The 25,541-nt window shown below is 69.7% G+C and carries 24 protein-coding genes; 11 read left to right on the top strand and 13 right to left on the bottom strand.

Annotation, left to right across the window (positions count from 1 at the left end; genetic code table 11):
• Positions 1–66: 66 nt before the first annotated feature.
• Positions 67–981 carry a LysR family transcriptional regulator gene (locus B0I29_RS10905; protein WP_111648808.1) on the top strand — a complete coding sequence of 305 codons (915 nt, stop codon included), beginning with the start codon at positions 67–69 and terminating at the stop codon, positions 979–981.
• On the opposite strand, the gene B0I29_RS10900 is transcribed toward B0I29_RS10905, so the two are convergent.
• The 3 genes from B0I29_RS10900 to B0I29_RS10890 all read right to left on the bottom strand — a co-directional run bounded on the left by B0I29_RS10900 (position 947) and on the right by B0I29_RS10890 (position 4,747).
• Entirely contained in the window at positions 947–1,822 is an 876-nt protein-coding gene (locus B0I29_RS10900) for a deoxyribonuclease IV (protein ID WP_181557762.1), read from the bottom strand. The two genes, B0I29_RS10905 and B0I29_RS10900, sit on opposite strands and share 35 nt — an antisense overlap.
• A complete protein-coding gene (gene pknB, locus B0I29_RS10895) occupies positions 1,813–3,804 on the bottom strand; it encodes a Stk1 family PASTA domain-containing Ser/Thr kinase (RefSeq protein WP_111648807.1) in 1,992 nt (663 codons plus the stop codon). The genes B0I29_RS10900 and pknB overlap by 10 nt, the downstream gene beginning before the upstream one ends.
• Positions 3,805–3,946: 142 nt before the next feature.
• The gene (locus tag B0I29_RS10890) at positions 3,947–4,747 is read right to left on the bottom strand and encodes a hypothetical protein (RefSeq protein WP_146616760.1); all 801 of its coding nucleotides are present in this window, start codon (positions 4,745–4,747) and stop codon (positions 3,947–3,949) included.
• 36 nt (positions 4,748–4,783) lie between these two features.
• On the opposite strand from B0I29_RS10890, the gene B0I29_RS10885 reads away from it, so the two are divergent.
• Positions 4,784–5,134: an Rv2175c family DNA-binding protein gene (locus B0I29_RS10885; RefSeq protein ID WP_111648805.1), complete on the top strand. Its 351-nt coding sequence runs from the start codon at positions 4,784–4,786 to the stop codon at positions 5,132–5,134.
• A 21-nt stretch (positions 5,135–5,155) separates the two neighbouring features.
• On the opposite strand, the gene B0I29_RS10880 is transcribed toward B0I29_RS10885, so the two are convergent.
• Positions 5,156–6,226 carry a polyprenyl synthetase family protein gene (locus B0I29_RS10880; protein WP_111648804.1) on the bottom strand — a complete coding sequence of 357 codons (1,071 nt, stop codon included), beginning with the start codon at positions 6,224–6,226 and terminating at the stop codon, positions 5,156–5,158.
• 26 nt (positions 6,227–6,252) lie between these two features.
• On the opposite strand from B0I29_RS10880, the gene metF reads away from it, so the two are divergent.
• Genes metF through B0I29_RS10860 form a run of 4 tightly spaced genes read left to right on the top strand, consistent with a single transcriptional unit; the run spans position 6,253 to position 9,780 of the window.
• Positions 6,253–7,176 (top strand): methylenetetrahydrofolate reductase [NAD(P)H], encoded by a 924-nt coding sequence (metF, locus tag B0I29_RS10875; protein ID WP_111648803.1) that lies wholly within the window; start codon positions 6,253–6,255, stop codon positions 7,174–7,176.
• Positions 7,177–7,183: 7 nt separating this feature from the next.
• Entirely contained in the window at positions 7,184–7,822 is a 639-nt protein-coding gene (locus tag B0I29_RS10870; RefSeq protein ID WP_111648802.1) for a CDP-alcohol phosphatidyltransferase family protein, read from the top strand.
• Positions 7,823–7,861: 39 nt separating this feature from the next.
• Entirely contained in the window at positions 7,862–8,320 is a 459-nt protein-coding gene (locus B0I29_RS10865) for a MarR family winged helix-turn-helix transcriptional regulator (protein ID WP_111648801.1), read from the top strand.
• A 47-nt stretch (positions 8,321–8,367) separates the two neighbouring features.
• Complete coding sequence (locus tag B0I29_RS10860; protein ID WP_221401740.1) at positions 8,368–9,780, top strand: MFS transporter; 1,413 nt, start codon at positions 8,368–8,370, stop codon at positions 9,778–9,780.
• 353 nt (positions 9,781–10,133) lie between these two features.
• Here the strand turns inward: B0I29_RS10860 and B0I29_RS10855 are convergent, their stop codons facing one another.
• Positions 10,134–11,540, bottom strand: coding sequence for an FAD-dependent monooxygenase (locus B0I29_RS10855; RefSeq protein WP_111648799.1), 1,407 nt, complete (start codon positions 11,538–11,540; stop codon positions 10,134–10,136).
• A gap of 46 nt (positions 11,541–11,586) precedes the next feature.
• Here B0I29_RS10855 and B0I29_RS10850 point away from each other — a divergent pair, with 46 nt between their 5' ends.
• Positions 11,587–12,210, top strand: coding sequence for a TetR/AcrR family transcriptional regulator (locus tag B0I29_RS10850; protein ID WP_220091303.1), 624 nt, complete (start codon positions 11,587–11,589; stop codon positions 12,208–12,210).
• Here the strand turns inward: B0I29_RS10850 and B0I29_RS10845 are convergent.
• The gene (locus tag B0I29_RS10845; RefSeq protein WP_245972435.1) at positions 12,162–12,710 is read right to left on the bottom strand and encodes a TetR/AcrR family transcriptional regulator; all 549 of its coding nucleotides are present in this window, start codon (positions 12,708–12,710) and stop codon (positions 12,162–12,164) included. The two genes, B0I29_RS10850 and B0I29_RS10845, sit on opposite strands and share 49 nt — an antisense overlap.
• Before the next feature lie 66 nt (positions 12,711–12,776).
• Here B0I29_RS10845 and B0I29_RS10840 point away from each other — a divergent pair, with 66 nt between their 5' ends.
• Complete coding sequence (locus B0I29_RS10840; protein ID WP_111648797.1) at positions 12,777–13,175, top strand: nuclear transport factor 2 family protein; 399 nt, start codon at positions 12,777–12,779, stop codon at positions 13,173–13,175.
• Positions 13,176–13,328: 153 nt separating this feature from the next.
• Here the strand turns inward: B0I29_RS10840 and B0I29_RS10835 are convergent, their stop codons facing one another.
• From B0I29_RS10835 to B0I29_RS10825, 3 genes are read right to left on the bottom strand one after another with little or no spacing between them, the layout of a single operon-like run.
• Complete coding sequence (locus B0I29_RS10835; protein ID WP_111648796.1) at positions 13,329–14,072, bottom strand: succinate dehydrogenase/fumarate reductase iron-sulfur subunit; 744 nt, start codon at positions 14,070–14,072, stop codon at positions 13,329–13,331.
• On the bottom strand, positions 14,072–16,012 hold the full coding sequence (locus tag B0I29_RS10830) for a fumarate reductase/succinate dehydrogenase flavoprotein subunit (protein WP_111648795.1): 1,941 nt from the start codon (positions 16,010–16,012) through the stop codon (positions 14,072–14,074). The genes B0I29_RS10835 and B0I29_RS10830 overlap by 1 nt, the downstream gene beginning before the upstream one ends.
• Before the next feature lie 2 nt (positions 16,013–16,014).
• Positions 16,015–16,680, bottom strand: a complete 666-nt coding sequence (locus B0I29_RS10825; RefSeq protein WP_281270882.1) for a succinate dehydrogenase cytochrome b subunit — start codon at positions 16,678–16,680, stop codon at positions 16,015–16,017.
• 146 nt (positions 16,681–16,826) lie between these two features.
• Between B0I29_RS10825 and B0I29_RS10820 the strand changes: the two genes are divergently transcribed.
• From B0I29_RS10820 to B0I29_RS10810, 3 genes are all read left to right on the top strand, one after another.
• The gene (locus B0I29_RS10820) at positions 16,827–17,750 is read left to right on the top strand and encodes a LysR family transcriptional regulator (RefSeq protein ID WP_111648793.1); all 924 of its coding nucleotides are present in this window, start codon (positions 16,827–16,829) and stop codon (positions 17,748–17,750) included.
• 66 nt (positions 17,751–17,816) lie between these two features.
• The gene (locus B0I29_RS10815) at positions 17,817–18,557 is read left to right on the top strand and encodes a class I SAM-dependent methyltransferase (RefSeq protein ID WP_111648792.1); all 741 of its coding nucleotides are present in this window, start codon (positions 17,817–17,819) and stop codon (positions 18,555–18,557) included.
• A gap of 130 nt (positions 18,558–18,687) precedes the next feature.
• Entirely contained in the window at positions 18,688–20,403 is a 1,716-nt protein-coding gene (locus tag B0I29_RS10810) for a substrate-binding domain-containing protein (protein ID WP_111648791.1), read from the top strand.
• Between the two features lie 17 nt (positions 20,404–20,420).
• Here B0I29_RS10810 and B0I29_RS10805 read toward each other — a convergent pair whose 3' ends face one another.
• The 4 genes from B0I29_RS10805 to B0I29_RS10790 form a co-directional block, all read right to left on the bottom strand.
• Complete coding sequence (locus B0I29_RS10805) at positions 20,421–21,845, bottom strand: phytoene desaturase family protein (protein ID WP_111648790.1); 1,425 nt, start codon at positions 21,843–21,845, stop codon at positions 20,421–20,423.
• Positions 21,846–22,946: 1,101 nt separating this feature from the next.
• The gene (locus B0I29_RS10800) at positions 22,947–24,215 is read right to left on the bottom strand and encodes a glycosyltransferase family 2 protein (protein WP_245972433.1); all 1,269 of its coding nucleotides are present in this window, start codon (positions 24,213–24,215) and stop codon (positions 22,947–22,949) included.
• Positions 24,212–24,976, bottom strand: a complete 765-nt coding sequence (locus tag B0I29_RS10795; protein ID WP_221401924.1) for a carotenoid biosynthesis protein — start codon at positions 24,974–24,976, stop codon at positions 24,212–24,214. The genes B0I29_RS10800 and B0I29_RS10795 overlap by 4 nt, the downstream gene beginning before the upstream one ends.
• Positions 24,973–25,539 (bottom strand): GNAT family N-acetyltransferase, encoded by a 567-nt coding sequence (locus B0I29_RS10790; protein ID WP_111648789.1) that lies wholly within the window; start codon positions 25,537–25,539, stop codon positions 24,973–24,975. Before B0I29_RS10790 ends, B0I29_RS10795 begins: the two co-directional genes overlap by 4 nt.
• Positions 25,540–25,541: the final 2 nt, after the last annotated feature.

Raw genomic sequence — 25,541 nt, 5'->3', positions numbered from 1 at the left:
CATCCTCGGCCGATCCCGGCATCGCGTCCAACGATGATCAGTGACTGCGGCATTAGCATTCGTGATGTGGATCCGAACCTGCTGCGCACCTTCGTCGCGGTCGCCGAGACCGGCTCCTTCTCGCTCGCCGCGCAGCGGCTGCGGTACACCCAGTCCGCGGTCTCCCAGCAGATCGCGGCCCTGGAAGCCGACCTCGGCACCCCGCTGCTCACCCGCCGCCCGGTCACGCTCACCCCGGCGGGCGAGCGGCTGCTGCGGCACGCCCAGCTCATTCTGGTACGCCTCGAAGCCGCCCGCGCCGATGTGATCCGCGCCGTGGCACCACCCGGGCGGCTGACCCTCGGACTGACACCGCTCGCGTGGTCCGGGCAGGTCGCCGCGGCGCTGGCCGGGCTGCGTGCCGCGATGCCCCGGCTCCGGTTCCGGGTGATCACCGCGGGGAAGGACCGGATCGTCACGGACGCCGCCACCGGGAAGATCGATCTGGGGCTGGTCGACGGGTTCGCCGCGCCGAGTGACCCGCTGCGCCTGCCCGAACCCGGCGGCGCCGGAGCGACCGGGATCGCCGAGGACCCGGCCGTGGTCGCGGTGCCGGACGGGCACCCGCTGGCCGGCCGGGCCGCGCTGGACCTGGCCGACCTGACCGACGCGTATTGGATCGACGCACCCGAGGTGGCACCGGCCGGCGTCACGGTGTCCGAGGTCGCGAGGGCCGGCACCGCGGTGTCCAAAGGTCCGCGGTATGAGGGTGCCGACGTCACGGTCCTGCTCGGACTGGTCGCGGCCGGGCACGGGCTGGCGCTGCTGCCGGCGTCGGTGCTGGCCGGGCGGACCGGGCTGCGGGGCGTGCCGGTCGGCACACCCCGGCTGGTCCACCGGGTCGAGATGCTGCGAGCGCCGGCAACCCGGACCGGCGACGAGCCGGCGGCCTGGCTCGCCGCTCGTCTTACTGACCGGCCGGCGAATCCCGCAGGGTTTTGAGCAGGGCGATGTCGGCCGCGTGGCCCTCATGCTCGACGCTCGGGGTCTCGACGATGATCGGGACGCCGGTGGTGGCCGGGTGGGCGAACAGCTCGGCGAACGGCGCCGCCCCGATGGTGCCCTTGCCGATCGTCTCGTGACGGTCGCGGGTCGAGCCGCAGGCATCCTTCGAGTCGTTCGCGTGGATCAGCTGCAGCCGGCCCGGGCCGGCCGCGATGACCAGGGCGTCCAGGGTCTCGGTCATGCCGCCCGGGGTGGCCAGGTCGTGCCCGGCCGCCCAGGCGTGGCAGGTGTCGAAGCAGACGCCGAGCCACGGGTGGCCCTCGACCGCTTCGAGGTATGCCTCCAGGTCCTGCACCTTCGACGCCAGGCTGCGGCCGCCGCCGGCGCTCGGCTCGACCAGCAGCCGTGGCAGGCCCTCGGCCGCCGCCCGGTCGAGCAGTGGCAGCAGCGACTCGTGCAGCTGGTGCATGGCCTTGTCGGCGTGAGCCTCGTCGACCGAGCTGCCGGCGTGGTAGACCACAGCCGTCGCGCCGATCGCCTTACCCCGCAGCAGCGCGTGCTCCAGGGTCGCGATCGAGCGCTCCACGGTCAGCTCGGTGGGCGAGCCCAGGTTCACCAGCAGCGACGCGTGGATGAACGCCGGCATCCCGCGCTCACCGCACCCGTCCCGGAACAGGACGTCCTGTTTCGGGTCGCCGGCCGGGAGAGCCCAGCCCCGCGAGTTGGAGACGTACACCTGCAGTGTTTCCGAGCCGGCGGCGTCGACGTACGGGAGGGCGGCTTTCGCCAGCCCGCCCGACGTCTTCGTGTGCGACCCGATACGGCGGTCTAGAAGCACTGAAGCTGCACCACACTCTGCGGCGCCACCTGGGTGTTGCCACCCGGGTTCTGCGCCTGGACCGTACCGTTGGGGTTGAAGTTGACCTGGACCTGCAGGTTCATCCCCTGGAGCGTGGCCTGTGCCTGCGGGCAGGGCTGGCCGGTCAGGTCCGGGACGATGACCAGCGGCGGGCCCTTGCTGACGTCGAGGGTGACCTCGGCGCCCTTCTCCACGCCGGTGCCGGCCTTGGGTGACTGGCCGAGAACCGTGTCGGCCGGCTCGTCGCTGTCCTTGGACCGCTCGACGCTGGTCAGACCCTTCGCCGCCAGCTGCGCGCGGGCGTCGTTGATGTTGAGACCGGTCAGGTCGGGGATCGTTATCGGGGCGCGGCCCCGGCTCAGCACCACCGTGACGGTCTCGCCCGGCTTGAGCTGCGTCCCGGCTTTCGGGTTGGTGGAGAGGACGACGCCCTCGGCAGCGGTCTCGCTGTACTGGGCCTTGCCCTCTTTGACCTTGAGGCCGAGGCCTTCCAGCTCACCCTTGGCGTTGGCCAGCTCGACGCCGACCAGGTCGGGGACCGGGTGCACCTCAGGGCCGAGAGAGAGGTTCACGGTGATGGTGTCGCCGTTGACGATCTTCTCCTGGGCGCCCGGGCTCTGGGTGACCACCGAGTCCTTCGGGATGGTGTCGCTGTAGACACCGTCGCCGACGAGGAACTCGAAGCCCTTCTCCTCGGCGTGCGCCTGCGCCTGCGCCAGCGGCATGGCGAGCAGGGTCGGTGCCTCGGAGTAACGCCCGGCCGTCACCCACCAGGTGCTGCCGATGATGACCAGCGCCATCACGGCGATCAACGAGGCGAGCACGACGCGGCGCCGGTCGGCGAAGAACCCGCCGGACGGCGCGACGGAACGGCGGTGCGGCGCGGTGTGCGGGCCGCCACCACCCTGCTCCGGCAGCCGGGCCCAGGAGGGCCGGTGCGAGGCCTGATGGTACGAACCCCCGGGCACCGGAGGCACGAACGCGGTCGCGTCGGCGGCCGGCACGGCCGGGACGATCGAGGTGGCGTCCGCCGGGATCGGGCGGGACGGGATCTGGCGCAGCAGCGCCGTCTCCACGTTCGCCGCGCCGAGGCCGTCGCGGACCGCCTGCACCTCGCTGAGCAGCGCGCCCGCGTCGGTGGGGCGGGCGCCGGGGTCGCGCCGGGTGGCCCGGGCGACCAGCTTGTCGAGGACCACCGGCGAGCCGGGGACGACGCTTGACGGGGCGGGCACGTCGTTGTCGACGTGCTGCCAGGCCACCTCGACCGGGTCGTCGCCGTCGAACGGCACCCGGCCGGTCAGCATCTCGAAGAGCACGATGCCGGCCGAGTAGACGTCGGTGCGGGCGTCGGCCTGGCCGGTCTGGACCAGCTCGGGAGCGACGTAGGCCACCGTGGCCATCAGCTGCCCGGAGTCGTCGACGGTGCTCGCCTCGATGGCCCGGGCCAGACCGAAGTCGGCAACCTTGACCACGGCGTCGACCAGGTTGGCGCTGCCGCCGCTGGGCGCCTCGGCGACCAGCACGTTCTCTGGCTTCACATCCCGGTGGACCAGGCCGGCGCGGTGGGCGGCGGCGATCGCGGCGAGCATCTGCTCGAGGATCGCGACGGCCTCTACCGGGCTCAGCTTGGTGCGCTGACTGAGCACGTCGCGCAGGGTGCGGCCCTGCACGAACTCCATCACCAGGTAGGGAAGACCCTGGTGACGGCCCTGGTCGTAAACCGCGACGACGTTGGGGTGGCTGAGGCGGGCGATCGTCTTCGCTTCGTCGGTGAACCTGTCGACGAAGTGGACGTTCGTTGCCTGCGACGGGTGAATGATCTTCAGCGCGACATCGCGCCCGAGTCGCTCGTCGGTGGCGCGGTAGACGGTCGCCATGCCACCACGGGCCACGCGACCGGTGATCCGGTAGCGCCCGTCAATCGTTGTGCCGATCAACGTATCGGCGACTGTCGTGTCCATCGGCGTGAAGTGTATGTGTCTTTCCCGTGGGGGTAGACCAGGATGTCATAGCTGAGTCCAAACGGGTACCTGGACGGCGCTGACCTGCGACGACTTGTCCCAGGCCGTGCCCGGCCCACCCCCTGAAGCATGATTTATCCGGCTAATTCCGGTGTGCGCGGCGACGGTGATGCCCGTCGCCGGCGTCGCTCGGGGCGGGACCCACAGAGCCGCTGGGCGCCGGGGAGGTTGAATTGTCGGGTTTTTCAGACGGCCGGACCGACGCTGACGGCGAGGTGCCGACCGGCTGAGCCGTCGGGGTGGGCACCGGCGGGGTCATGCAGTCGCACGGCGACTCGGTGATCCGGGTCCGCTCCGGAGCCACTGTCGTCGGGCGCTCCTGGCGCGAGGTGGCCGGCGCGGCCGCATCGGCGGGAACGCCGCGAGTGACTTTCGCGACAGGCTTCTGAGGGCCGGCCGCGCCAGCAGTGCCGACAGTGCCGGCCGCGCCGGCAACCGTCGGGGACGCCGACGGGGGAGTGGTCCGCGGCTTCCCCGCCGGCCGCAGCGCGGAACCCATCCCGGCCTCGCCACCGGCGGCCTGATCCACCGGGATCGGCCGTTCGGCGGCGGCCTGCGGAGCGGACTCGGCGGACTCGGCCACGTTGCCGGTCGGCGCGCTGAAAATGCTGGTGGCGACGAAGTACGAACCGGTCGCCCCGGACATAGCAAGTAGGCAGAACACCGTAACCGCGACAAATCGCCTCGGTGGGGTGGCGTCGGTCCTCAGCGGCGACGAGGGCAGGTCGACCAGCGCGCCCGGGAAGGTGTTCATCCCGGTCGACGTGACGTCCAGCTCTCTGATCTCCGCCGGTTCCGCCTCGGAAGGACGCCGGCCCAGGTCATAACCGACCGAACGCCACGCCCCGGCGACTTCGCCGCGAATCCTCCGCAACAGGCTCATCAACAGTTCTCCGATCTGGTCTGGCACGCTGTACGAGTGAGCGAACCCGTAATCGCCGGCCCGGCCGGATGGATCACCCTGCCGGACGTGTCCGAGAAGCTCGGCCTGTCGATCAGCAAGGTGCACCAGCTGATCCGTGACGGCGGCCTGCTCGCCGTCCGGCGTGACGGCGTCCGGCTCGTCCCGTCAGAACTGGTGGCGAACGAGACCGTCCAGAAGCATCTGCCCGGCGTACTCAACTTGCTGCGCGACGCCGGGTACAACGACGAAGAGGCCCTCAAGTGGCTCTACGAACCGGATGAGGCCTTCGGTGGCAATGCCGCGATCGCCCTCGGCACGTGGCAGGCACGCGAGGTCAAGCGCCGTGCGCAGGCGCTGGGCTTCTGAACGATCTTCAGAAAGAAAAACCTAGAAGAGGCGGCGCGTAGCGGCCTCGGCGAGGGCGAACAGGACCGAACGGGCCTCGTCCTCGATCGGGGCCTGCTTCAGCGCGTCCAGGGCCTCGGCGCCCAGCGTGTCGATCCGGGACTCGGTCGCCGCCAGGGCGCCGGAGTCCCGGATGATCGCGCGCAGCCGTTCCACCCCGGCGTCGTCCAGCCCGGGCGCGCCCAGGCCGGCGTCCAGCTCGGCCCGGGCCGGCTCGTCGATCACGGCGAACGCGGACGCCACCAGGTACGTCCGCTTCCCCTCGCGCAGGTCGTCACCGGCCGGTTTACCGGTGCGCTCCGGGTCGCCGAAGACCCCGAGTACGTCGTCGCGCATCTGGAACGCCTCACCCAGCGGCAGGCCGAACGCGGCGTACGCGGCGAACACCTCGGGGCCGCCGCCGGCCAGCGCCGCGCCGAGCAGCAGCGGGCGTTCCACTGTGTATTTGGCGGCCTTGAACCGGGCCACCTTGCCGGCGCGCTCCAGCGACGTGTCGGCGGTCGCCTGGGTGAGCACGTCCAGGTACTGCCCGACCGTCACTTCGGTACGCATCTGGTCGAAGACCTGCCGCGCCCGGGCCAGGTCGGCCAGCGGCAGCCCGGAGCCGTGCAGCATCTCGTCCGACCAGACCAGCGCCAGGTCGCCGAGGAGCACTGCCGCCGAGTCGCCGAAGCCGGTCGCGTCACCACGCCAGCCCGCGGCGATGTGCCGTGACTCGTACCGCCGGTGGACCGAGGGCTCGCCGCGGCGGGTGTCCGAGCGGTCCATCAGGTCGTCGTGGATCAGGGCGCTGGCCTGCACGAACTCCAATGCGCTGACGGCCGCGACGACCTCGTCGGAGTCGGTGCCGCCGGCGCCCCGGAACCCCCAGTAGGCGAACGCCGGCCGCAGCCGTTTCCCGCCACCGAGCACGAACGCCGACACGGTCCCGGCCACCTCGTCGAGCGCCGGATCGATCTCCAGTAGCCGGGCTCGCTGGGTCGCCAGGAACCCGGCAAGGGCCTTGTCGACCCGTTGACGCAGGCCGGCCAGCTCGAGAGGTGAAGTCGTCACGCCCCAGACGCTAGTACAGTGCGTTTGTGTCTCTCGGTCTTCCCTCCCGCCTGCCCGGCACGCCGTCGATCGGCGCGCTGATCCGTGAGCCGGCGCCGACCTTCTCGTTCGAGTTCTTCCCGCCCAAGACCCATGAGGGCGAGCGTCTGCTCTGGCAGGCGATCCGCGAGCTGGAGTCGTTGAAACCGAGCTTCGTCTCGATCACCTACGGGGCCGGCGGCACCACCAGGGACACCACTGTCGCGGTCACCGAGCGGGTGGCCACCGAGACCACGCTGCTGCCGATGGCTCACCTCACCGCGGTCAACCACTCGGTCGCCGAGCTGCGCAACGTGATCGGCCGGCTGGCCGGGGCCGGGGTCCGCAACGTCCTCGCGGTCCGTGGCGACCCGCCCGGCGACCCGATGGGCGAGTGGGTGCGGCACCCGGACGGCGTGCACTACGCCGAGGACCTGGTCCGGCTGATCAAGGAGTCCGGCGACTTCAGCGTCGGGGTGGCCGCTTTCCCGTACAAACATCCCCGCTCGGCGGACGTGGAGAGCGACACCCGCGACTTCGTCCGCAAGTGCCGGGCCGGTGCCGACTTCGCGATCACCCAGATGTTCTTCGAGGCCGACGACTACCTGCGGCTGCGTGACCGGGTCGCGGCGACCGGCTGCGACGCCCCGATCGTGGCGGGCGTCATGCCGGTGACCCGGATGGCGACGATCGAGCGGTCCCAGCAGCTCTCCGGCGCGCCGTTCCCGCAGGCTCTGCTGCGGCGTTTCGAGCGGGTCGCCGACGACGAGGCCGCGATCCGTGAGCTGGGCATCGAGACGTGTGCCCAGATGTGTGCGCGGCTGCTCGACGAGGGTGTGCCGGGCATCCACTTCATCACCCTGAATCGATCGACCGCGACCCGGGAGGTCTGGCAGCGGCTGGCACCTGCCGAGGTCGCGACAGCCGCCTAGAAGAATCGTGACCTGGGACGAGTACGCGACAGCCTGGTCCGCGCTGCACGGCGGCTTCGATCCACGGCGGGCGTCGCCTCTTGTCCGAGGCTGGGTGCTTTGCGCGTACAGGATCGGGTCTTTTCTCGGCAGTAAGCGGATCTCGCCGCTCACGGTGACCATCGCCGGGGTGATCTTGTGTCTGGCCGTGCCGCTCGCGGCGCTGGCCGGGCGCGGCGGTCTCGTGGCGGGTGCGCTGCTGGTGCTGCTCGCGGCGGTCGCGGACGGGCTCGACGGCGCGGTGGCGGTGGTGACCGGACGGGTGAGCCGGGCCGGGTTCGTTTATGACTCGGTCGCGGATCGGGTGGGTGAGCTGGGCTGGCTCGCCGCGTTCTGGGTGGCGGGCGCGCCCGGGCCGCTGGTGGTCGCGGCGGGTGCGGCGAGCTGGCTTCATGAATATGTCCGCGCCCGCGCGGCAGCCAGTGGCATGGCGGAGATCGGCGCCGTGACGGTGGGGGAGAGGCCTACCCGGGTATCGGTCTCGATCGTCGGGTTGCTCGTGTGCGCGCTGTCTCTTCCCGCTTTCCTGCCGGTCAGCGTGTGGCTTGTCCTGCAGATCGTCGGCTTCGCGCAGCTGGTCGTCGTCGTTCGGCGCTCTCTTCGCTGATCGTCTGTTGCTGGATTATCCGCAGGTAGACTTGCCTGCATGGCTGCTCCCGAGCGCACCCAGCGCGACATCACCGGTCTGCTGAACGCGGCCGGGCACTCCCTCTCCAACCGCCTCGCCGCAGCCCTCGCCGAGGTTGATCTGACGCCGCGCATGCAGTGCGTGCTGCTGCACGCGCTGGAGGAGGAGCGGACCCAGATCCAGCTCGCCGCGCTCTCCTTCATGGACAAGACGACAATGGTCAGCACCGTCGACGAGCTGGAGAAACGCGGTCTCGCGGAGCGCCGCCCGTCGGTGACCGACCGGCGCGCCCGGATCATCGCGGTCACCGAGAAGGGCCGCCGGGTCGCCGACGAGGGCCAGGAGATCGTCGACCGGGTGCACGGCGAGGCCCTCGCGGGTGTGGCGCCGTCCGAGCGGGAGTCGTTCCTGGAGCTGCTCACGTTGCTGGCCGGTGACTCAGGCCCGGGCCCGATCCGCCGGGCACGGGGCAAGTGATCTTCTTGTAGATAGTCCGCTATCGGATTATCTGTTAGCGTAGCGCTATGAGTTCTCGTGGCGCGACGCTCGCTGTGCTGAACACGGTGAGCCTGATGATCGTTCTGGACAGCACGATCGTGGCCGTGGCGATCCCGGCCATCCAGCAGGATCTGGGCTTCTCGCCGGCCGGTGTGGCCTGGGTGATCAACGGCTATCTGGTGGCCTTCGGCGGCCTGCTCCTGCTCGCCGGCCGGCTCGGCGACCTCATCGGCTCCCGCCGGGTCTTCCTCGCCGGCCTGGCCCTGTTCACCGTCGCGAGCCTGCTCTGCGGCTTCGCACCCACCGCTGAGCTGCTGATAGCCGGCCGCTTCCTGCAAGGCGCCGGCGGCGCGTTCGCCTCCGCGGTGATCCTCGGCATGATCGTCCGCCTCTACCCGGCGCCCGGCCCGCAGGCGCGAGCCATGGGCATCTTCAGCTTCACCCAGGCCGGAGGCGCCGCGATCGGTTTCGTCGTAGGCGGCGTACTCACCGACCTGGCCGGCTGGCCCGCCATCTTCCTGATCAACGTCCCGATCGGGATCGCCGCATTCATTTTCGGTCTGCGGCTGCTGCCGGTTTCCGTTCTTGTGGTGGGTGGTGGCCTGGACATTCCGGGCGCGCTCCTGATCACCGCCGGCCTTTCGGCCGGCGTCTACGCGATCGTCGACGGACTCATTCTGGTCGGGGCGCTCGCGCTGCTGCTGCTCATTGCTTTCTTGGTACGCCAGAAGTACGCGCCCAGCCCGCTGATCCCTCTCCGCCTCCTCCGCCGCCCGTGGCTGCTCGCGGCCAACAGCGCGGTGCTGCTGATCGTCGCGGCGGGGCTGGGGTTCCAGTTCGTCAACACGCTGTTCCTGCAGAAGGTGCTCGGTTTCGACGCCCTGCGTACCGGCCTGGCGTTCCTGCCGACGCCGCTGATGATCGGGCTGGTCTCGTTGCTGGTGGCGGCCCGGTTGACGTCTCGGTTTGGGGTACGGCCGGTCCTGCTGGGCGGGTTGACCCTGGTGGCGGGCGGTCTGGTGATGCTGTCGCAGGCGCCGTCGTCGCCGGTTTACGCGTGGCATGTGCTGCCGGCGCTGGTCGTGATGGGCCTCGGCATCGGCGTGGCGGTCCCGGCCGTGATGATGCTGTCGATGGCCGGGTCGTCGGAGGAGGACACGGGCCTGGTGTCCGGGCTGAACAACACCGCCCAGCAGGCCGGGATGGCCCTGGGCCTGGCCGTGCTGGCAGCAGTCTCGGCGGGGCGGACGTCGGGTCTGGTGGCGGACGGGGTGAGCGCGGAGACGGCGCTGCGCGAGGGTTATTCCCTGGCGTTCTTGCTGGCAGCGGGCTTCGTGGCAGCGGCGTTCGTGGTGACGGTGACAGCCCTCCGCACCCCGCCGGCGGCGCCGGTCGTAGGGCCGGGGTCGATCGTCGGGTCGAAGCTCTCCGCGCCGTAGTCCTCCGCTCCGATCGAGAGTGTGTCGAGTTTGGGTGCGATCCGGACCTCAACTCGACACGTAGGTGGAAGGTGTTCGGGCGTTATTCGTGGCGGGTCGGGCTCACGAACGGCGGTCGGCCCTTACCGGGGTGCGGAGCCGTAGCTCAGACCTGGAATGGCGGGTCTGTGACGTGTCTGGACTACGGCCGACCGCGGCCGGCCGTAGTTCAGACCTGGAATGGAAGCTGGATAACCCGTCTGGGCTACGGCTCGCGACCTGATCCCGGCGCGTCGGCGCCGGCATCGGCATCGGCATCGGCGTCGGCGTCGGCGAAGTCAAAGGGCAAGCCTCGCAAGATCGGTCCGGCCGGATCAGGCGGTTAGCAGCTTCAGGTAGGTGAGGATGTCTTCGGGGGCATGGGTCGCGCAGCCCACGTAGTTGTCCGGGCGGATCAGCATCAGCGTCGGCACCTGGATGTCGTAGGCCGAGTTCAGCTCCAGCCGATGCACCACCACCGAATCCGGCAGCTCCGGCAACCCGGCCGGCCAGCCGAAGGTCAGCAGCTTCAACTCCGGGCCGCGCAGCAGGTCGAACATCCGGCGCCCCGAACCGAGAACGGCATCCGGCGCCCGGTCACCGGCCCGAATAGAGCCCGGCGCCGTAGAACCCAGCCCCGCAGAGCCCATCCCCGCCCGGTGCTCCGCCGCCAGCACCCCGCCCCGATAATTCAGCGACAGCTGGCGCAGCACCGGATCATCGCGCCGCATGGCGTCCTCATCTCCGTCCACCTGCCGCTGATGCAGACGCGTGCTGATGCCGAGCACCCCGGCCGCCACCGGCAGACGCTCGGCCTCATAGGTGTCCAGCAACGCCGAACCCCCGTACGCCAGCTTCCAGCCCAGGTTGTAGGCATCCTGAACGCCCGTGTTCAGCCCCTGCCCGCCGGCCGGGGAGTGCACGTGCGCCGCGTCCCCGGCCAGGAAGATGTTGCCGGAGCGGAAGCGGGACGCCATCCGCATGTTGGCGCGGTACTCCGACGTCCAGCCCACGTCGGTGATCGTGATCGACGGGTCCAGGAAAGCCACCGCCTCCGGCACCGACAACCCGGCCGGCGCGGTCAGCTGGAAGCGGTCGGTCCCCGGCAGCGGGCAGAGGCCGAGCCGGAAAGCTGACGCGCCGGGCCAGATGTGCCAGTGATCGCGATCCAGGCCGGTCACCGACACGTCGGCGATCAGCATCCGTTCCTCTTCGTGGGTGGAGCCCTCGAACTCGATGCCGAGCGCCTTGCGCACCGTGCTGCGCCCGCCGTCGGCCCCGACGACATAGCGCGCCTCGATCGTCTCGCCACTGTCGAGGGTGACCCGCACACCGGACGGGTCCTGGGCCAGATCGGTCACCCGGATTCCGTACTCGACGGGCACCCCATCAGCGAGCAGCGACGAGGTGAGCCACTGCGGAAGCATCAGCATGTTCGGGTACGGCACGGACGGTGTCGGCTCGTGCAGCTCGTCCATCCGCTGAGCGAACGAGCCGCCCGGCGCGTGGATCAGCAGCGACGGATAGGGCCCGCCGATGGCCTGAAAATCCGAGATCAACCCCAGATCGTCAAGAACTTCGAGCGTACGAGGTTGTAAGCCCTTGCCCCGCGAACCCGCCGGCGGACCGGGTGACGCCTCCAGGATCCGGTAGGGCACCCCGTGCCGGCTCAGCACTCGCGCCAGGGTCAGCCCGGTCGGCCCGGCGCCCACGATTACGGTGAATCTTGATTCAGTGAACATGAGTTCACCATAGGATCGCTGGTAGATTCCCGTCAAGGAGGTGGCAGTGGGGATTCGTCAGCAGCAGGCCGCGACGACCGAGGCGGAGCTCAAAGCGGCCGCGATCCGGGTCTTCGCGCGGGTGGGCTACCTGAACGCCAAGATCGCGGAGATCACCGCGGAGGCGGGCCGGGCGACCGGCTCGTTCTACAAGCACTTCGCGAGCAAGGAGAAACTGCTCGAAGCGCTGCTCGCGGACCTGCTCGCCGAGGGTGACGCCGGCGTCGGCCTGGCCGGGCACTCCACCGACTTCCGCGACCGCGAGGCGATCCGCTGGCACGTGGCGATGTATTGGAACTTCCATCGCGAGCACGGCACGATCATGACGGCGTTACGGCAGGCGGCCATCGTCGACGCCGGGTTCGCGCAGCGCAGCCAGGAGATGCTCGAACCGGACGTGCACCACATCGCCGATCACCTGGACGGCCTCGACCTGCCCGGCGATCGGCTCGTCATGGCGTCGCTGTTCACCACGACGATCGCGGCCTTCGCGGAGAACATGCTCGGCCGGATCCCCGACGACGAGGCGATCGAGACGCTCACGTCGTTCCTGCATGCCGGCCTGGGCGGTCCGGCGCCGGCTCAGCGCGGGCTCAAGCCCGCAAAGACCACAGCGAGGGTACGTTCCTGAAGGCCGGCGTCCCATCCGCCGTGCAGTGCGCCCTGGCAGAGGCTGACGAGCAGCGCCATCACCTCGGGTAATGCCACGTCCGGTGACACCGTGCCGGCGTCCTGGGCCTGGCTCAGCAGTGATCCGACGGCATCCTGGAGATGACTCACCACCTCGGGCAGGCGGACGTCGACGCCGGAGCGGGCGAGCAGGTCGACGACGGACCGTTTCGCGGCGGCCTGGGCGACCAGGTCGCGCAGGAAGCGGAACAGCCCGTCGGGTCCGCCGAGCTCGGCGGCTTCCGCGATGAGCTGGGTGAGCAGGCGTTTCATGATGGCCGCGAGCAGGTCGTCCTTGGTGGGGAAATGGCGGAAGACAGTGCCGATGGCCACGCCGGCCCGCCGGGCCACCTCCTCGGTCGAGCCGCCGGGGCCGAGCTCGGCGAAGACCGTCTCGGCGGCGTCCAGGATGCGTACGCGGTTGCGCTGAGCGTCAGCGCGCAGAGGTGGACCCTCTAGCAAGATGAGTCTCCACTCACTATCCTCGGACAAGTCGAGTACTGACTCATCTTAGCGAGGAGCGCGGCCGTGACACCCAGCGAGATCTTCGAGCGGATGCGGGCACACTGGCTGGCCGGCGAGACGACCTTCGACGGCGGGATGCTCGCTGACGACGTGATTGTGGAGACGCCGTTCGCGGCGCCGGGGCGACCGGGGCGGATTGAGGGAAAGGCGCGGGTGCTGGCCTTCACCGAGGCCGGGCGGGCTGCGTTTCCGGTGCGCTTCGACGACTGCCGGAACGTGGTGGTGCACGAGACCGCGGACCCGGAGGTGATCGTCGTGGAGTACGAACTGGCCGGCACCCACACGGGGACCGGGGTTAGCGCTGCGGCACCGTTCATCGGGGTGTTGACGGCCCGGGACGGCAAGCTGGCGAACTGGCGGGAGTATCAGCACACGGTGGCGATCGCGCAGGCGCTGGCGTAAAAAAAAGCCCACCCTCCCTGGGGGAGCCCCCTCGGACAGTGTGGCCGGAAATGGTGATCTTCGCCGGGCGCCCTGTGGACAACCCCCGACTGTGGATAACCGCGGAACCGAGTGGTGGAGCACGCCGTTGTGCCCCACCACCGGCAGACTGCGTCAGCTCTTGCTGAGAGCCTTGCGGTAATCGCTGTTCAGGCGGCCGATCAAGCTCAACGGAATGCCCTTCGGGCAGACCTCGGCACACTCGCCCATGTTCGTGCACCCGCCGAAGCCGGCGTCATCCTGCGCCTGCAGCATGTCGATCACCCGGCTGTTGCGCTCGGGCTGGCCCTGCGGCATCAGACCGAGGTGGGTGATCTTCGCGGCGGTGAACAGCATCGAGGAGCCGTTCGGGCACGCCGCCACACAGGCACCGCAGCCGATGCACGTCGCTGCCTCGAACGCGGCGTCGGCATCCTTCTTCGGCACCGGCGCGGCGTGCGCGTCGGGCGCGGTGCCGGTCGGCGCGCTGATGTAACCGCCCGCCTGGATGATCTGGTCGAACGCGCCGCGGTCGACGATCAGGTCCTTGATCACCGGGAACGCGGCGGCACGCCACGGCTCGACGTCGATCACGTCGCCGTCGGAGAAGTGACGCATGTGCAGCTGGCAGGTGGTGGTGGCCTTCTCCGGGCCGTGCGCCACACCGTTGATGACCATGCTGCACGCGCCACAGATGCCCTCACGGCAGTCGTGGTCGAACGCGATGGGGTCGTCGCCGGAGAGGATCAGCGTCTCGTTGAGCACGTCGATCATCTCGAGGAACGACGCGTCCGGCGAGATGTCCTTGACGTCGTAGCTGACCATCTTCCCGGAGGAGGAAGCGCTGGACTGACGCCACACCCGTACCTTGATGTTCATTACTTGTAACTCCGCGTGCTCGGGTGGACGTACTCGAAGTTGAGGTCTTCCTTGTGCAGGGTCGGCTTGCCGTCGGCGCCGAAGTACTCCCACGCCGCGGCGTAGCTGAACTCGTCGTCGTGGCGCAGCGCCTCACCGTCCGGGGTCTGGCTCTCGCCCCGGAAATGGCCGCCGCAGGACTCGCGGCGGTGCAGCGCGTCGATGCACATGAGCTCGCCGAGCTCGATGAAGTCGGCGACCCGGCCGGCCTTCTCCAGGTTCTGGTTGAGCTCTTCGCCCTTGCCCGGCACCTTCACCCGGGTCCAGAACTCCTCCTTGAGCGCCCGGATCAGGCCGATCGCCTTGGTCAGACCCTCTTCCGTACGCTCCATGCCGCAGTACTCCCACATGATGTGGCCGAGCTCGCGGTGGAACGAGTCGACGGTGCGGTCACCGTCGATCGAGAGGAACTTGGCGATCCGGTCCTCGACGAGCTTGCGAGCCTCGACGACCTCGGCATCCTTTTCCGAAACGGCAGGGAAGGGACCGGCCGCGAGGTAGTTGCTGATCGTGTTCGGCAGCACGAAGTAGCCGTCCGCGAGGCCCTGCATCAGCGCGGACGCGCCGAGCCGGTTGGCGCCGTGGTCGGAGAAGTTGGCCTCGCCCACCACGAACAGGCCGGGGACCGTCGACTGCAGGTCGTAGTCGACCCACAGGCCACCCATCGTGTAGTGCACCGCGGGGTAGATACGCATCGGCGTCTCGTACGGGTCGTCGCCGGTGATCCGCTGGTACATCTCGAAGAGGTTGCCGTACTTCGCCTCGACCGCGGGCTGGCCCAGCCGCTTGATCGCGTCGGCGAAGTCCAGGTAGACGCCGAGACCGCCGGGGCCGACGCCGCGGCCCTCGTCGCAGACGTTCTTGGCGGCCCGGGACGCGATGTCACGGGGCACCAGGTTGCCGAACGACGGGTAGATGCGCTCCAGGTAGTAGTCGCGCTCGTCCTCGGGGATGTCGGCGGCCTTGCGGGTGTCCTTCTGCGCCTTCGGCACCCAGACCCGGCCGTCGTTGCGCAGCGACTCCGACATCAGGGTCAGCTTCGACTGGTGCGAGCCGGACTCCGGGATGCAGGTCGGGTGGATCTGCGTGTAGCAGGGGTTCGCGAAGAGCGCGCCCTTGCGGTGCGCCCGCCACGCCGCCGTGACGTTGCAGCCCTTGGCGTTCGTCGACAGGAAGAAGACGTTGCCGTAACCACCGGAGGCGAGCACTACCGCGTCGGCGAACTCGGTGGTGATCTCGCCGGTGACCATGTCGCGGACCACGATGCCCCGCGCCTTGCCGTCCTTGATGATTACTTCGAGCATCTCGTGCCGGGCGTTCATCTCGACGTTGCCGAGGCCGATCTGCCGCTCCAGCGCCTGGTACGCGCCGAGCAGCAGCTGCTGTCCCGTCTGGCCCCTGGCGTAGAACGTCCGGGACACCTGGGTGCCGCCGAACGAGCGGTTGTCGAGCAGGCCGCCGTACTCGCGGGCGAACGGGACGCCCTGCGCGACGCACTGGTCGATGATGTTCACCGAGACTTGCGCGAGCCGGTACACGTTTGACTCGCGCGCCCGGAAGTCGCCGCCCTTGACGGTGTCGTAGAACAGCCGGTAGACGGAGTCGCCGTCGTTGCGGTAGTTCTTCGCGGCGTTGATGCCACCCTGCGCGGCGATCGAGTGCGCCCGCCGCGGGCTGTCCTGGTAGCAGTACGACTTGACGTGGTACCCCGCCTCGGCGAGGGTCGCCGCGGCCGATCCGCCGGCCAGGCCGGTGCCCACGATGATCACGGTCAGCTTCCGGCGGTTCGCCGGGTTGACCAGCTTGGCGTTGAACTTGCGACGCTCCCAGCGGGTCTCGACCGGCCCGTCCGGAGCGGCCTTGTCGACGATCGGCTCGCCTTCGGCCCAGAAGTCAGTCATCTTCACTTCACCAATCCGACCGTCACCGCGAACGGCACCGAGAGATACGCGACCACCAGGAGCACGGAGAGCACCAGCGCGATCGCCTGTGCCCGGCGCTGACCCTTGGCAGTCTGCTGGCCCAGGGTGCGGGCGGCGCTGAAGATGCCGTGCCGCAGGTGCAGGCCGACCGCGATCACCGAGATGGCGTAGAACGCCGTCACGTACCAACGCTCCGGCGCGAAGTCGCCGATCACGTTGGCGTGCGGGTTCGCCGAGTCCTTGACCGGGTTCAGGGTGTGCGTGGTCAGGTCGAGGATGTGATAAATGATGAAGAGCAGGACGATCACGCCGCCCCAGCGCATGGTCCGGGCGGCGTAACTGCCCTGGACCTTGGGCCGGTGGGCGTACTTGACCGGCCGGGCCTTCTTGGCCCGCACGGTCAGTACCGTCGCCGACCAGATGTGCGCGAAGATCGCCACGAGCAGGCCGATCCGCATGATCCAGAGGAACCACACGTCCGGGAGCAGGGGTGTTCCGATCGTGCGCAGCCAGTGCGCGTAGTGGTCGAAGTCTTCATTGCCGATGAAGATCTTCAGGTTGCCGGCCGCGTGCGCGAACAGGAACCCCACCAGGACGATGCCGCTGGCAGCCATGACAAATTTAAGGACGACCGACGAGGGCCGCACTGACTTCCGCGGCGCGGGGCGTGCCGTTGCACCCGCTGCGTTGGTCGTCTTCGGAATAGGAGTGTCTACCGCCACAACCTGGACGGTAGAAAGTCCCGGAGCATTCGTCTAATGCATGAACGCGCGGCTAGTGATAGCGATAGTCTATTACCGTGCAGCTGCAACAACTCCGGTACTTCGTAGAGGTGGCTGAGACCCGACATTTCACCCATGCGGCGGACAATTTGGGCGTCTCGCAACCTACGTTGAGTAAGCAGATTCACACGTTGGAGTCCTCACTCGGCGCGCCGCTGTTCGAACGGATCCGCGGCGGCATCACCCTCACCGTCGCCGGCGAGACCCTCCTGCCCCTCGCGCAACGCATGGTCGCCGATGCCGACGCGGCCCTCGACGCGGTCCGCGACATCGTCGGCCTGCGCCGTGGCGAGGTGCGCCTCGGTGCCACGCCGAGTCTCTGCTCCTCGCTGGTCCCGGCCGTGCTCCGGACGTACCGAGAGGATCACCCCGACATTCAGCTGCACGTCAGCGAAGGCAGCTCCCAGGACCTGATCGCCAATCTGCTGGCGCACGGGCTCGATCTGGCGCTGATCGTCCAGCCCGAGCACGCCCTGGATCCCGCCCTGGAAACCACCGATCTGGTACGCGAGAGCCTGGTCGTAGCTTCGGTCGCCGATGGCCCGCCGCTGACCGTGGCCCGCCAGCTGGACCTCGTCGAGCTGCGGCACACGCCGATGGTGATGTTCCGGAAGGGCTACGACATCCGCGACGTCACCCTGCACGCCTGCGAGCGGGCCGGGTTCACTCCGAAATTCGCTGTCGAGGGCGGCGAGATGGACGCGGTGCTCGCCTTCGTCGAAGCCGGGCTCGGCGTCGCCCTGGTGCCGAGCATGGTTCTCGCCAACCGCCCGCTGCTACGGGCCACCCCTCTGGCTCCGCCGGGCATGCGCCGGACGATCGCCATCGCGCAGCGTCGCGGCGCGGTGCTGCCGCACGCGGCGGCCGCGCTCCGCGAGGTGCTGGTCGAGCACATCGCTTCGGGCCGGCTTCCCTTCGGGGTACGCGCCCTCTGACGCCGGCGTGGCAACGACTGTCCACTTCGACTAGTCAGCTGTCTATCGGCCGTTTAGCATCCGTGTGTGTGGCATGGCGAGTATCGGCATCCACGGCTCGTCGAGGTCTACGACGCCGAATGCCCCTGGGGCTGGGAAGACGACTTCTTCATGGCCGTGCTCGCCGAGCATTCGGCGCCGCGGGTGCTCGACCTCGGCTGCGGCACCGGCCGGCTGGCGATCGCGATGGCCGAGGCCGGTCATGAGGTCACCGGCATCGACCCGGCCGGCCCGGCTCTGGACGCGGCTCGCCGCAAGACCGGCGCGGCCCGGGTCCGCTGGGTGGAGGGGTCGGTCGCGGCGATCGGTGTCCGCGCGTACGACGCGGCCTTTCTGACCGGGCACGTCGCGCAGTTCTTCGTTGAAGATCAAGAATGGTCGGCGCTGCTCCGCGCGTTGCGTCGTTCCATGATCGGTGACGGGCGTCTGATCTTCGACAGCAGAGACCCGGCGGCGAAGGAATGGGAACGGTGGAACCCGGAGGAATCCCGGCGGATCATCGTGCTCGCCGGTGGCGAGGTGGTCGAGGCGTGGACCGAGGCCGGCGCCGAGGCCGACGGGCTCGTTTCACTCACGCATCACTATCTCTTCCCCGGTAGTGAGGAGCTCACCAGCTCGGCTACGCTGCGGTTTCGCACCGAGGACGAGCTTCGGCGGTCGCTGGAGTCAGCCGGGTTCCGGGTGGACGAGATGTACGGCGGGTGGGGGCGGGAGCCGGTCGGCCTCAGCTTCGACGGAGAACTGATCGTGATCGCGGCAGCGGATTAATGATCATTTTCTGCTGTCTTTTAAATGATCATTAAGTGTGCCGAGATGCCGTCACTCGCATTGCGAAACGTGAATCCCGGACTAGTATCCGCCTCGCATCGATGTCGAAGTTAACGACGGGTAAGGTGGCATGTCCGACAACGAGTGGCCAAGGGAGCTTCCGGCCGGTCCCGGTGAGTGGAGCGAACCTCCGCACCGGCCCCGGAGGGCACTTCTCGCGGCAGCACTGGTCCTCGCCGTCCTGGCAGCCGCCGGCGGAATCACCTGGCAGCTGATGAACAACGGCAACCGCTCCCCGGACGCGGCGCCGACCGCTGCCCCGGTGCCCTCGGCCACGTCCCTGAGCGTCGCGCCCTGCCCCGACTCGGAGCTGACCGTCGCCGCCGCGCCGGAGATCGCGCCGCTGATCAGCGAGGCCGCCGCCACCCTCAACCCGTCCGGGCTGCGCTGCCCGCCGGTCGTGGTCCGCGCCGAGGAACCCGGCGTCACCGCGGTCAGCAAGGAGAAACCGGACGTCTGGATCCCGTCCAGCAGCGCCTGGCTCACGGTTGCCGCCGACAAGGCGTACGCGGTCTCCGGCAAGCCGATCGCGTACTCCCCGGTGCTGATCGCCGCCCCGGAGGGCATCACCAGCCTGTACGCGAAAGACGGCCAGACCGCGTGGACCGGGCTGATCCAGGGAGCGACCGAGAGCAAGTTCCCGACGATCAGCATGCCGGACCCGCTGCGGACCACCGCCGGCCTGCTCAGCGTCCATGCCGTGCACGCCGCGACGGCCCGGACCACGAAGGACGCCGGCATCGCCCAGCTGCGCGCGCTCACCCTGCGCAGCCGGCTGGAGGAGGCCAGCGCCGACCCGATCGAGCTGCTCGAACGGATGGGCAAGGCGACCGACGCCACCACCGCGGTCTACGACATCGGGGTCTTCCCGGTGCTGGAGCAGCAGCTCACCGCGTACCAGGAGCAGCGGCACGTGGTCCGGCTCGCCGGTGTGCCGCCGGTGGACGGGCGGGTCGAGGCCGACTACCCGTTCACGCTGCGCAAGGGCGCCGACAAGAAACTCGCCGCGCAGCTGCGTGAGGCGATCACCGAGCCGGCTGTGGTGGAGGCCGGTTTCCGTACCGAACCGACCGCCGGCGTGCTGCGCCTGCCGAAGTCGGCGGGCAAGCTGCTCGGCCCCGCTCAGCAGTGGGCGCAGTACCGTGACCTGGCGTTCCAGGTGTTGCTGCTGATCGACTCGTCCGGTTCGATGAACGAGCCCGTCACCGACAAGGCCGGCCGGACCAGCACCAAGGCATCGCTGCTGCGCGAGTCCGGGGTGAGCGCGGCCGAGCTCTTCGGCGACGACACCACGATCGGCATGTGGTACTTCGGCACTGCCGCCCGCAACGGCCCGGCACACACCGAGGTCGTCCCGCTGGGACCGGTCAACGGCCTCGTCGACGGCCAGAGCCGGCGCAAGGCGCTGCAGGCCGGCATCGGCGCCTACAAGCCGGAGAAAGCCGCCGGTACCCCGCTCTACCAGGCCGTCCTCGACGGCGTGGAAGCGATGCGAGGCCAGGTGAAAGCACAGACCGCGACGGTCGTGGTGGTGCTGACCGACGGCGCCGACGGCGGCACGAAGTACGCGATGCCGCAGGCCACCTTCCTGCAGAAACTGGAAGCCGGCCAGGACCCCGCCAAGCCGGTCTCGGTCATCGCGGTCGGGTACGGCCCGGACGCCAACATGACGGCACTGACCAGCATGGCCGGTGCGACCGGCGGCCAAGCGATAGCGGCCCGCAACCCGGCCGACCTGGCATCCGCGATGGCCCAGGCCTTCCTGGCAGCCCACACGACCTCATAACCAGGCCGGCGCTCCGCTCAGGCGGCCCCGATCTCCTCCGCGACGATCTGGGCGGACAGCGTCACCATCGGCAACCCTCCGCCCGGGTGCGCCGACCCTCCCACCAGGAACAACCCCCGAACCGGCCCCCGATTGGAAGCCCGCACCAACCCTCCGGCACTCCCGTAGATCGACCCGTCCGGCGACCCCGCCAACTCGGCGGGCGTCCGGACCTCCATGAACTCCAGCCGCCCCCGCACATCCACCCCGCGCCCGGCCAGCACATCCAGCACATGCCGCCCATAAGCCTCACCCAACCCGGGCCGCTGCCAGTCCACAGCGGACCAGGCCGTCCCGTGCCGAGCCGCGTTCACCAGAACGAACCACGCCTCACAACCCGCGGGCCGCACCGCCGGATCGGCAGCCCGGGTAACGAAGATCGCCGGGTCGTTCACCGGCCGCGCCCGGCGCGAGGACGAGCCGAAAACCGCATCGAATTCGGCGTCGTAGTCTGCCGGGAAGAACACCGTGTGATGCGCCAGCTCCGGCGTCTCCCCGCGTACCCCGAGCAACAGCACGAACCCGCCAAGGCTCCGATCGGCAAGCCCGGCCAGCCGCCCCGGCGTCGGAAGCAGGTCCCGATAGAGCACCGAGGCGTCCACATCGGATATCACGACGTCGGCCCGCTCGAACTCACCGGACTCCAGAACCACCCCCCGCACCGCCCGATCGGCCGAGATCCGTGCGACAGGCGAGCTGAGCTCTACGCGTACCCCAAGATCAATGCAGCGAGCGCGCAGCGAGTCCGCGAGCGTGCCCAATCCGCCGGGGAGATACCACCCGCCGTGCGTGAGTTCCGCGTAGGGGATCGCCGCGAGCGCAGCGGGCGCGCGACGCGGATCAGTCCCGGTATATGTCGCATATCGGTCAAGCAACATCCGCAATCGTCGATCCCGGAGATAGGTGCGCCCGAGCGACCGCAGCGACCTCCCGGGCGCGATCGCCGCAAGATCACCAACCCGCCAGGAGAGCCGGGCCAGCGACGCCGCACTCACCGGACGCCGCAGCACCGAATCCCACGAGGCCCGCCAGATCCGCGCCGCCCGACCCCAGAACCGGTCCCAGTCATCAGCCGCCGCCGTACCCATCGCCGCCGCGATCCGCTCCAGAAAAACACTGTGCACCGGCGACGAATCAAGCACGGTCCGGTCCGCGAACACATGCCGCACCACCGGATCCAACGGCTCCGGCCGCAGATCCAAATCGAGATCATCGAATACCTGCGGCAGCGTGAGCAGGCTGGGCCCGGTGTCGAACCGATACCCGTCCCGCTCAAAAACGGCCAGCTTCCCGCCAACCCGCTCCGCCCGCTCGTGCACCACCACCCGATGCCCCGCCGCCGCCAGCCGCGCCGCCGCCGCCAACCCGCCAACCCCAGCACCGATCACCACGATGTCACTCACCCCCTGATCTTCCGCCCCCTCTCCCCACCAACCTCCATGGGTACGCCCAACCAGGCCCGACAACCGCAACCACACCTCCCGCCAGCCCTCGCCACCTGCGGCCCCTCCCGCCGGCGCCTACCGCCGCCAGCCCCGGCCCTCCGTCACCCCCCACCACAAGCCGCCTCCAGCAGAAGCCCCGCCGCGCCACCCCAAGCAACGCCAGACCCCCGCCCGATCGCGTGAGCTAGTGGCCGCCGCGGCAGCGCAGACGCCCGAGTTTCAAGGTGTCGCCGCCGCCGGTTGCGTTTCGCCGGCCAGCCCTCCCGCGATGTTGTGAGTTTGTGGTCGTCGGGGCGGCGCAGACGCACGAGTTTCGAGGTGCCGCCGTCGACGGCAGCGCTCTGCCGGCCAGCCCTCCCGCGATCTTGTGAGTATGTGGTCGTCGGGGCGGCGCAGACGCCCGAGTTTCAAGGTGCCGTCGTCGCCGGTTGCGCTTCGCCGGCCGCCCTGCCCGCGATCTTGTGGTGTCAAAGCGGGCGCGATGCCGGTGTGGCGGCAGCGCCCGCAGGCCCGCCAGGTCACGGTGTCTTCCGCCGCCGTGCCCTCACCGCCGCCGGGGCGAGCCGTAGCTCAGACATGTCATGGGACCGCGATGACGTGGCTGAGCGACGGCTCGTGCTTCTCGGCCGTAGTTCAGCCACGGTATGAGGCTCGGATGACATGTCTGAGCTACGGCTCGGCTCGGCTCGCCCGGCGGCTCGGCTCGCCCGGCGGCTCGGCTCGCCCGGCGGCTCGGCTCGCCCGGCGGCTCGGCTCGCCCGGCGGCTCGGCTCGGCTGGTGGTGGCTTGTTCAGTGGGCGGCTTGGTCGGCGATCGGTTTCGCGTCGGGCCGACGTCGGCGCGCCACGAGGGACCCGCCTGTGCGTGTCGAGTTGGGGCGCGTATCGAACCTGAAATCGACACACGGCAGGCGATATGCGTTGTGCGTGTCGAGTTGGGGCGCGTATCGAACCCGAAGTCGACACAGGGCAGGCGATATGCGTTGTGCGTGTCGAGTTTGGGTGCGTATCGAACCCGAAATCGACACACCCGCTTTGGTCTGGGCGATCGTGGTCCCGGTTAGACGGGGCGGCCTCGCCAGGACAGCTGGTTCAGGCGTTTTCGGTGGAAGGAGCGGGTTACCAGCCAGGCGAACGTGACGATGGAGAGCGGATGCAGCAGTGGGTCGGGGAAGGTTCGGCCGCCCGTTGCCGCCGCGCTGATCATGCGGCCGGTCACCCCGAGCAGATAGGCGATCGCCCACGGCGCAGCGGCCGACAGCAGCGGAGACGTGTCCAGCAACGGGAGAGACGGGGCCGACAGCAGCGGGGGAGACGTGGCCGAGAGCACGGGAGACGTGTCCAGCAGCAGGGGAGACGCGGCCGAGAGTAGGGGAGACGTGTACAGCGGCGGGGGAGGTGTGGCCAGTAGCGGAGGCTCGGTCGTGGGGAACAGTCCGGTTAGGAGTGTTGTGGTTAGGAGCAGGGGCGGTAGGGCGTACAGAAGGAGGAGAAGGACCACGACGGTGGTGGCGCCGAGTGGGGAGCCGAAGGACGCCCACAGGGACTTGCTGTAGCCGTCCACCAGCTCTGACCAGGAGTTGTACATCCGGCAGGTGGCCAGGCGCGAGCCGTCCGCCAGGGTGATCCGGCCGCCGGAGCGTTTCACCGCGCGGGCCAGGCCGATGTCTTCCAGGATGTCGGCGCGGACGGCCGCGTGGCCGCCGGCCTTCTGATAACCGGCTCGGTCGGCGATCAGCCATTGGCCGCCGGCGGCAGCGAGGGAGGGGCGCGGGGAGCGTTCCATCGCGCGCAGCGGGAGGAACGTCAACCAGGACCACTGCAGCAATGGCTGGGCCAGGCGGCCCGCTCCCGCTATTCGAGGGTACGCCGAAAGCAAGGTCACGCCGGCCCGGCGCAGGAGGTCGGCCGCACCGGCGATCGCGTCCGGTTCCAGGGTGACGTCGGCGTCGACAAAGACCAGGATGTCCGCGTCGCCCGCTTTGTCGGCGAGTTGACGGCAGGCGTTCGGTTTCCCGAGCCAGCCAGGCGGCAGTGGCTCCCCAGTGTGCAGCACAACAGCATCGCCGGCGATCTTCCGGACGACGTCCGCGGTGCCGTCGGTGGAGCCGTCGTCCAAGACGTGGATCGTGAGGTTCGGGACGCCTCGCTGAGCCAGCAGCGACTCCAGGCAGGGCCCGACCCGAGCGGCCTCGTCGCGCAGCGGCAGCAGCACGGCAACCCGTTCGGCAGTGGTCGCCCCACGACGAGGGCGGCGCAGGAGCAGCGCGTTGACCGCGGTGTGCCCGGTGAGCAGAACCAGCGCGACGACCAGCACCCAGCCGATCACGCGACCGGCACCGGCTTTCGACGCGGAGCCAGAGCCAGGGCGAGGGGCAGGACCGCCGCCCCCATCAACACCCCACCCCACAGCGCCGACGCCCACAGCCCCAGGAAAACGGCGTGGGCCAGGACCGATGACGCATACGTCCAGAGCCACAGCGCGTACATCGGCGCGTCACCGGCGACGGGCGAGGACACCCGGGACGCCACCGACAACGATGCCATCAGGACCAGGGCGAACCCCAGCCAGCCCAGATAATTGCCGACCGGGATGCCCGGTACCCCGGGGAGCGCCGGCACCGGATCGTGCCAGCGCCAATATCCCTCGGCCACCATCTGCGGGTCGAGGAAGAGGTCCCAGGTGGCGAGCCCGGCCGCGGCGAGAACCACCCGCGCCGCCCGGCCACGGACAACCCGGATCGCGGCGAGCCACGCCGGCCACGCCATCCAGGTCCAGGCCAGCGGGATGATCAGCGGTACGCCGAGCAGCTTCGGCCCCAGCTCACCGGAGTAGTCGTAGGTGCCGAACGGAAAGCCGGTGGCCACACCGACCGCTTCCACGGCGAACCCGCCCAGCGTCGCCGTGCCGACCAGGGCCGCGGCCGCCCGCAGACCCCGTGACAGCAGCGCGTGTGTCACCGACAGGAGCACGCCGATCAGGACCGTGGCCACGGTCAGGCCGGCCCGCACCGAACCCCCGGTGAGTGGGTAACAGATCTGGGCCAGGATCAGCACACCCAGCAGCCACCAGGACAAACGTGTCTTCAGGATGCCGCGTCCTCGGTCAGCCGGTCGGCGATCGGCAGCTCCCGTCCGAGGATCGCGAAGGCCCGCTCGTCGCCGGGGAACCAGAAGTTGCGCAGCACGTCGGTGAACCCGAACCGCCGGTACAGCCGCCATGCCCGGGACGTCTGCTCGTCAGCCTCCGGTGTGGACAGCAGGACGGTCTTGCCTTTCGCCATGGCGAGCAGGGCGCGCAGCTGGCGTGCGCCGAGGCCGTGGCCCTGTGCGACCGGGCGGACGTGGAGTTCCACCACTTCGAAGCAGTCCGTCAGCCAGTGCTCGCGGTCCGGTTCGGGCAGGGCCGACTTGACCTGGTCGTGCCACCACTGGCCGGCCACCGAGGTGTATCCGTACCCGAAACCGGCGACGCCACCCTCCGGGGTGAGGGTGGCGACGGCGCGGAAGCCTGGCCGGCGTACGTGCGAGCCGATGTAGCCACGCCGGGTCTGCAGCAGCTCGGGCCGGTAGCCCATCGCCGCTCCGTACACCGCGACCACGTCGTCCAGCCGTCGCAGCAGGTCGTCCGGCTGCCAAGCAACGAGCCTCATCG

The sequence above is a fragment of the Actinoplanes lutulentus genome (assembly GCF_003259845.1).
GTDB lineage: Bacteria > Actinomycetota > Actinomycetes > Mycobacteriales > Micromonosporaceae > Actinoplanes > Actinoplanes lutulentus.
This window is presented reverse-complemented; position numbering and strand designations above follow the sequence as displayed.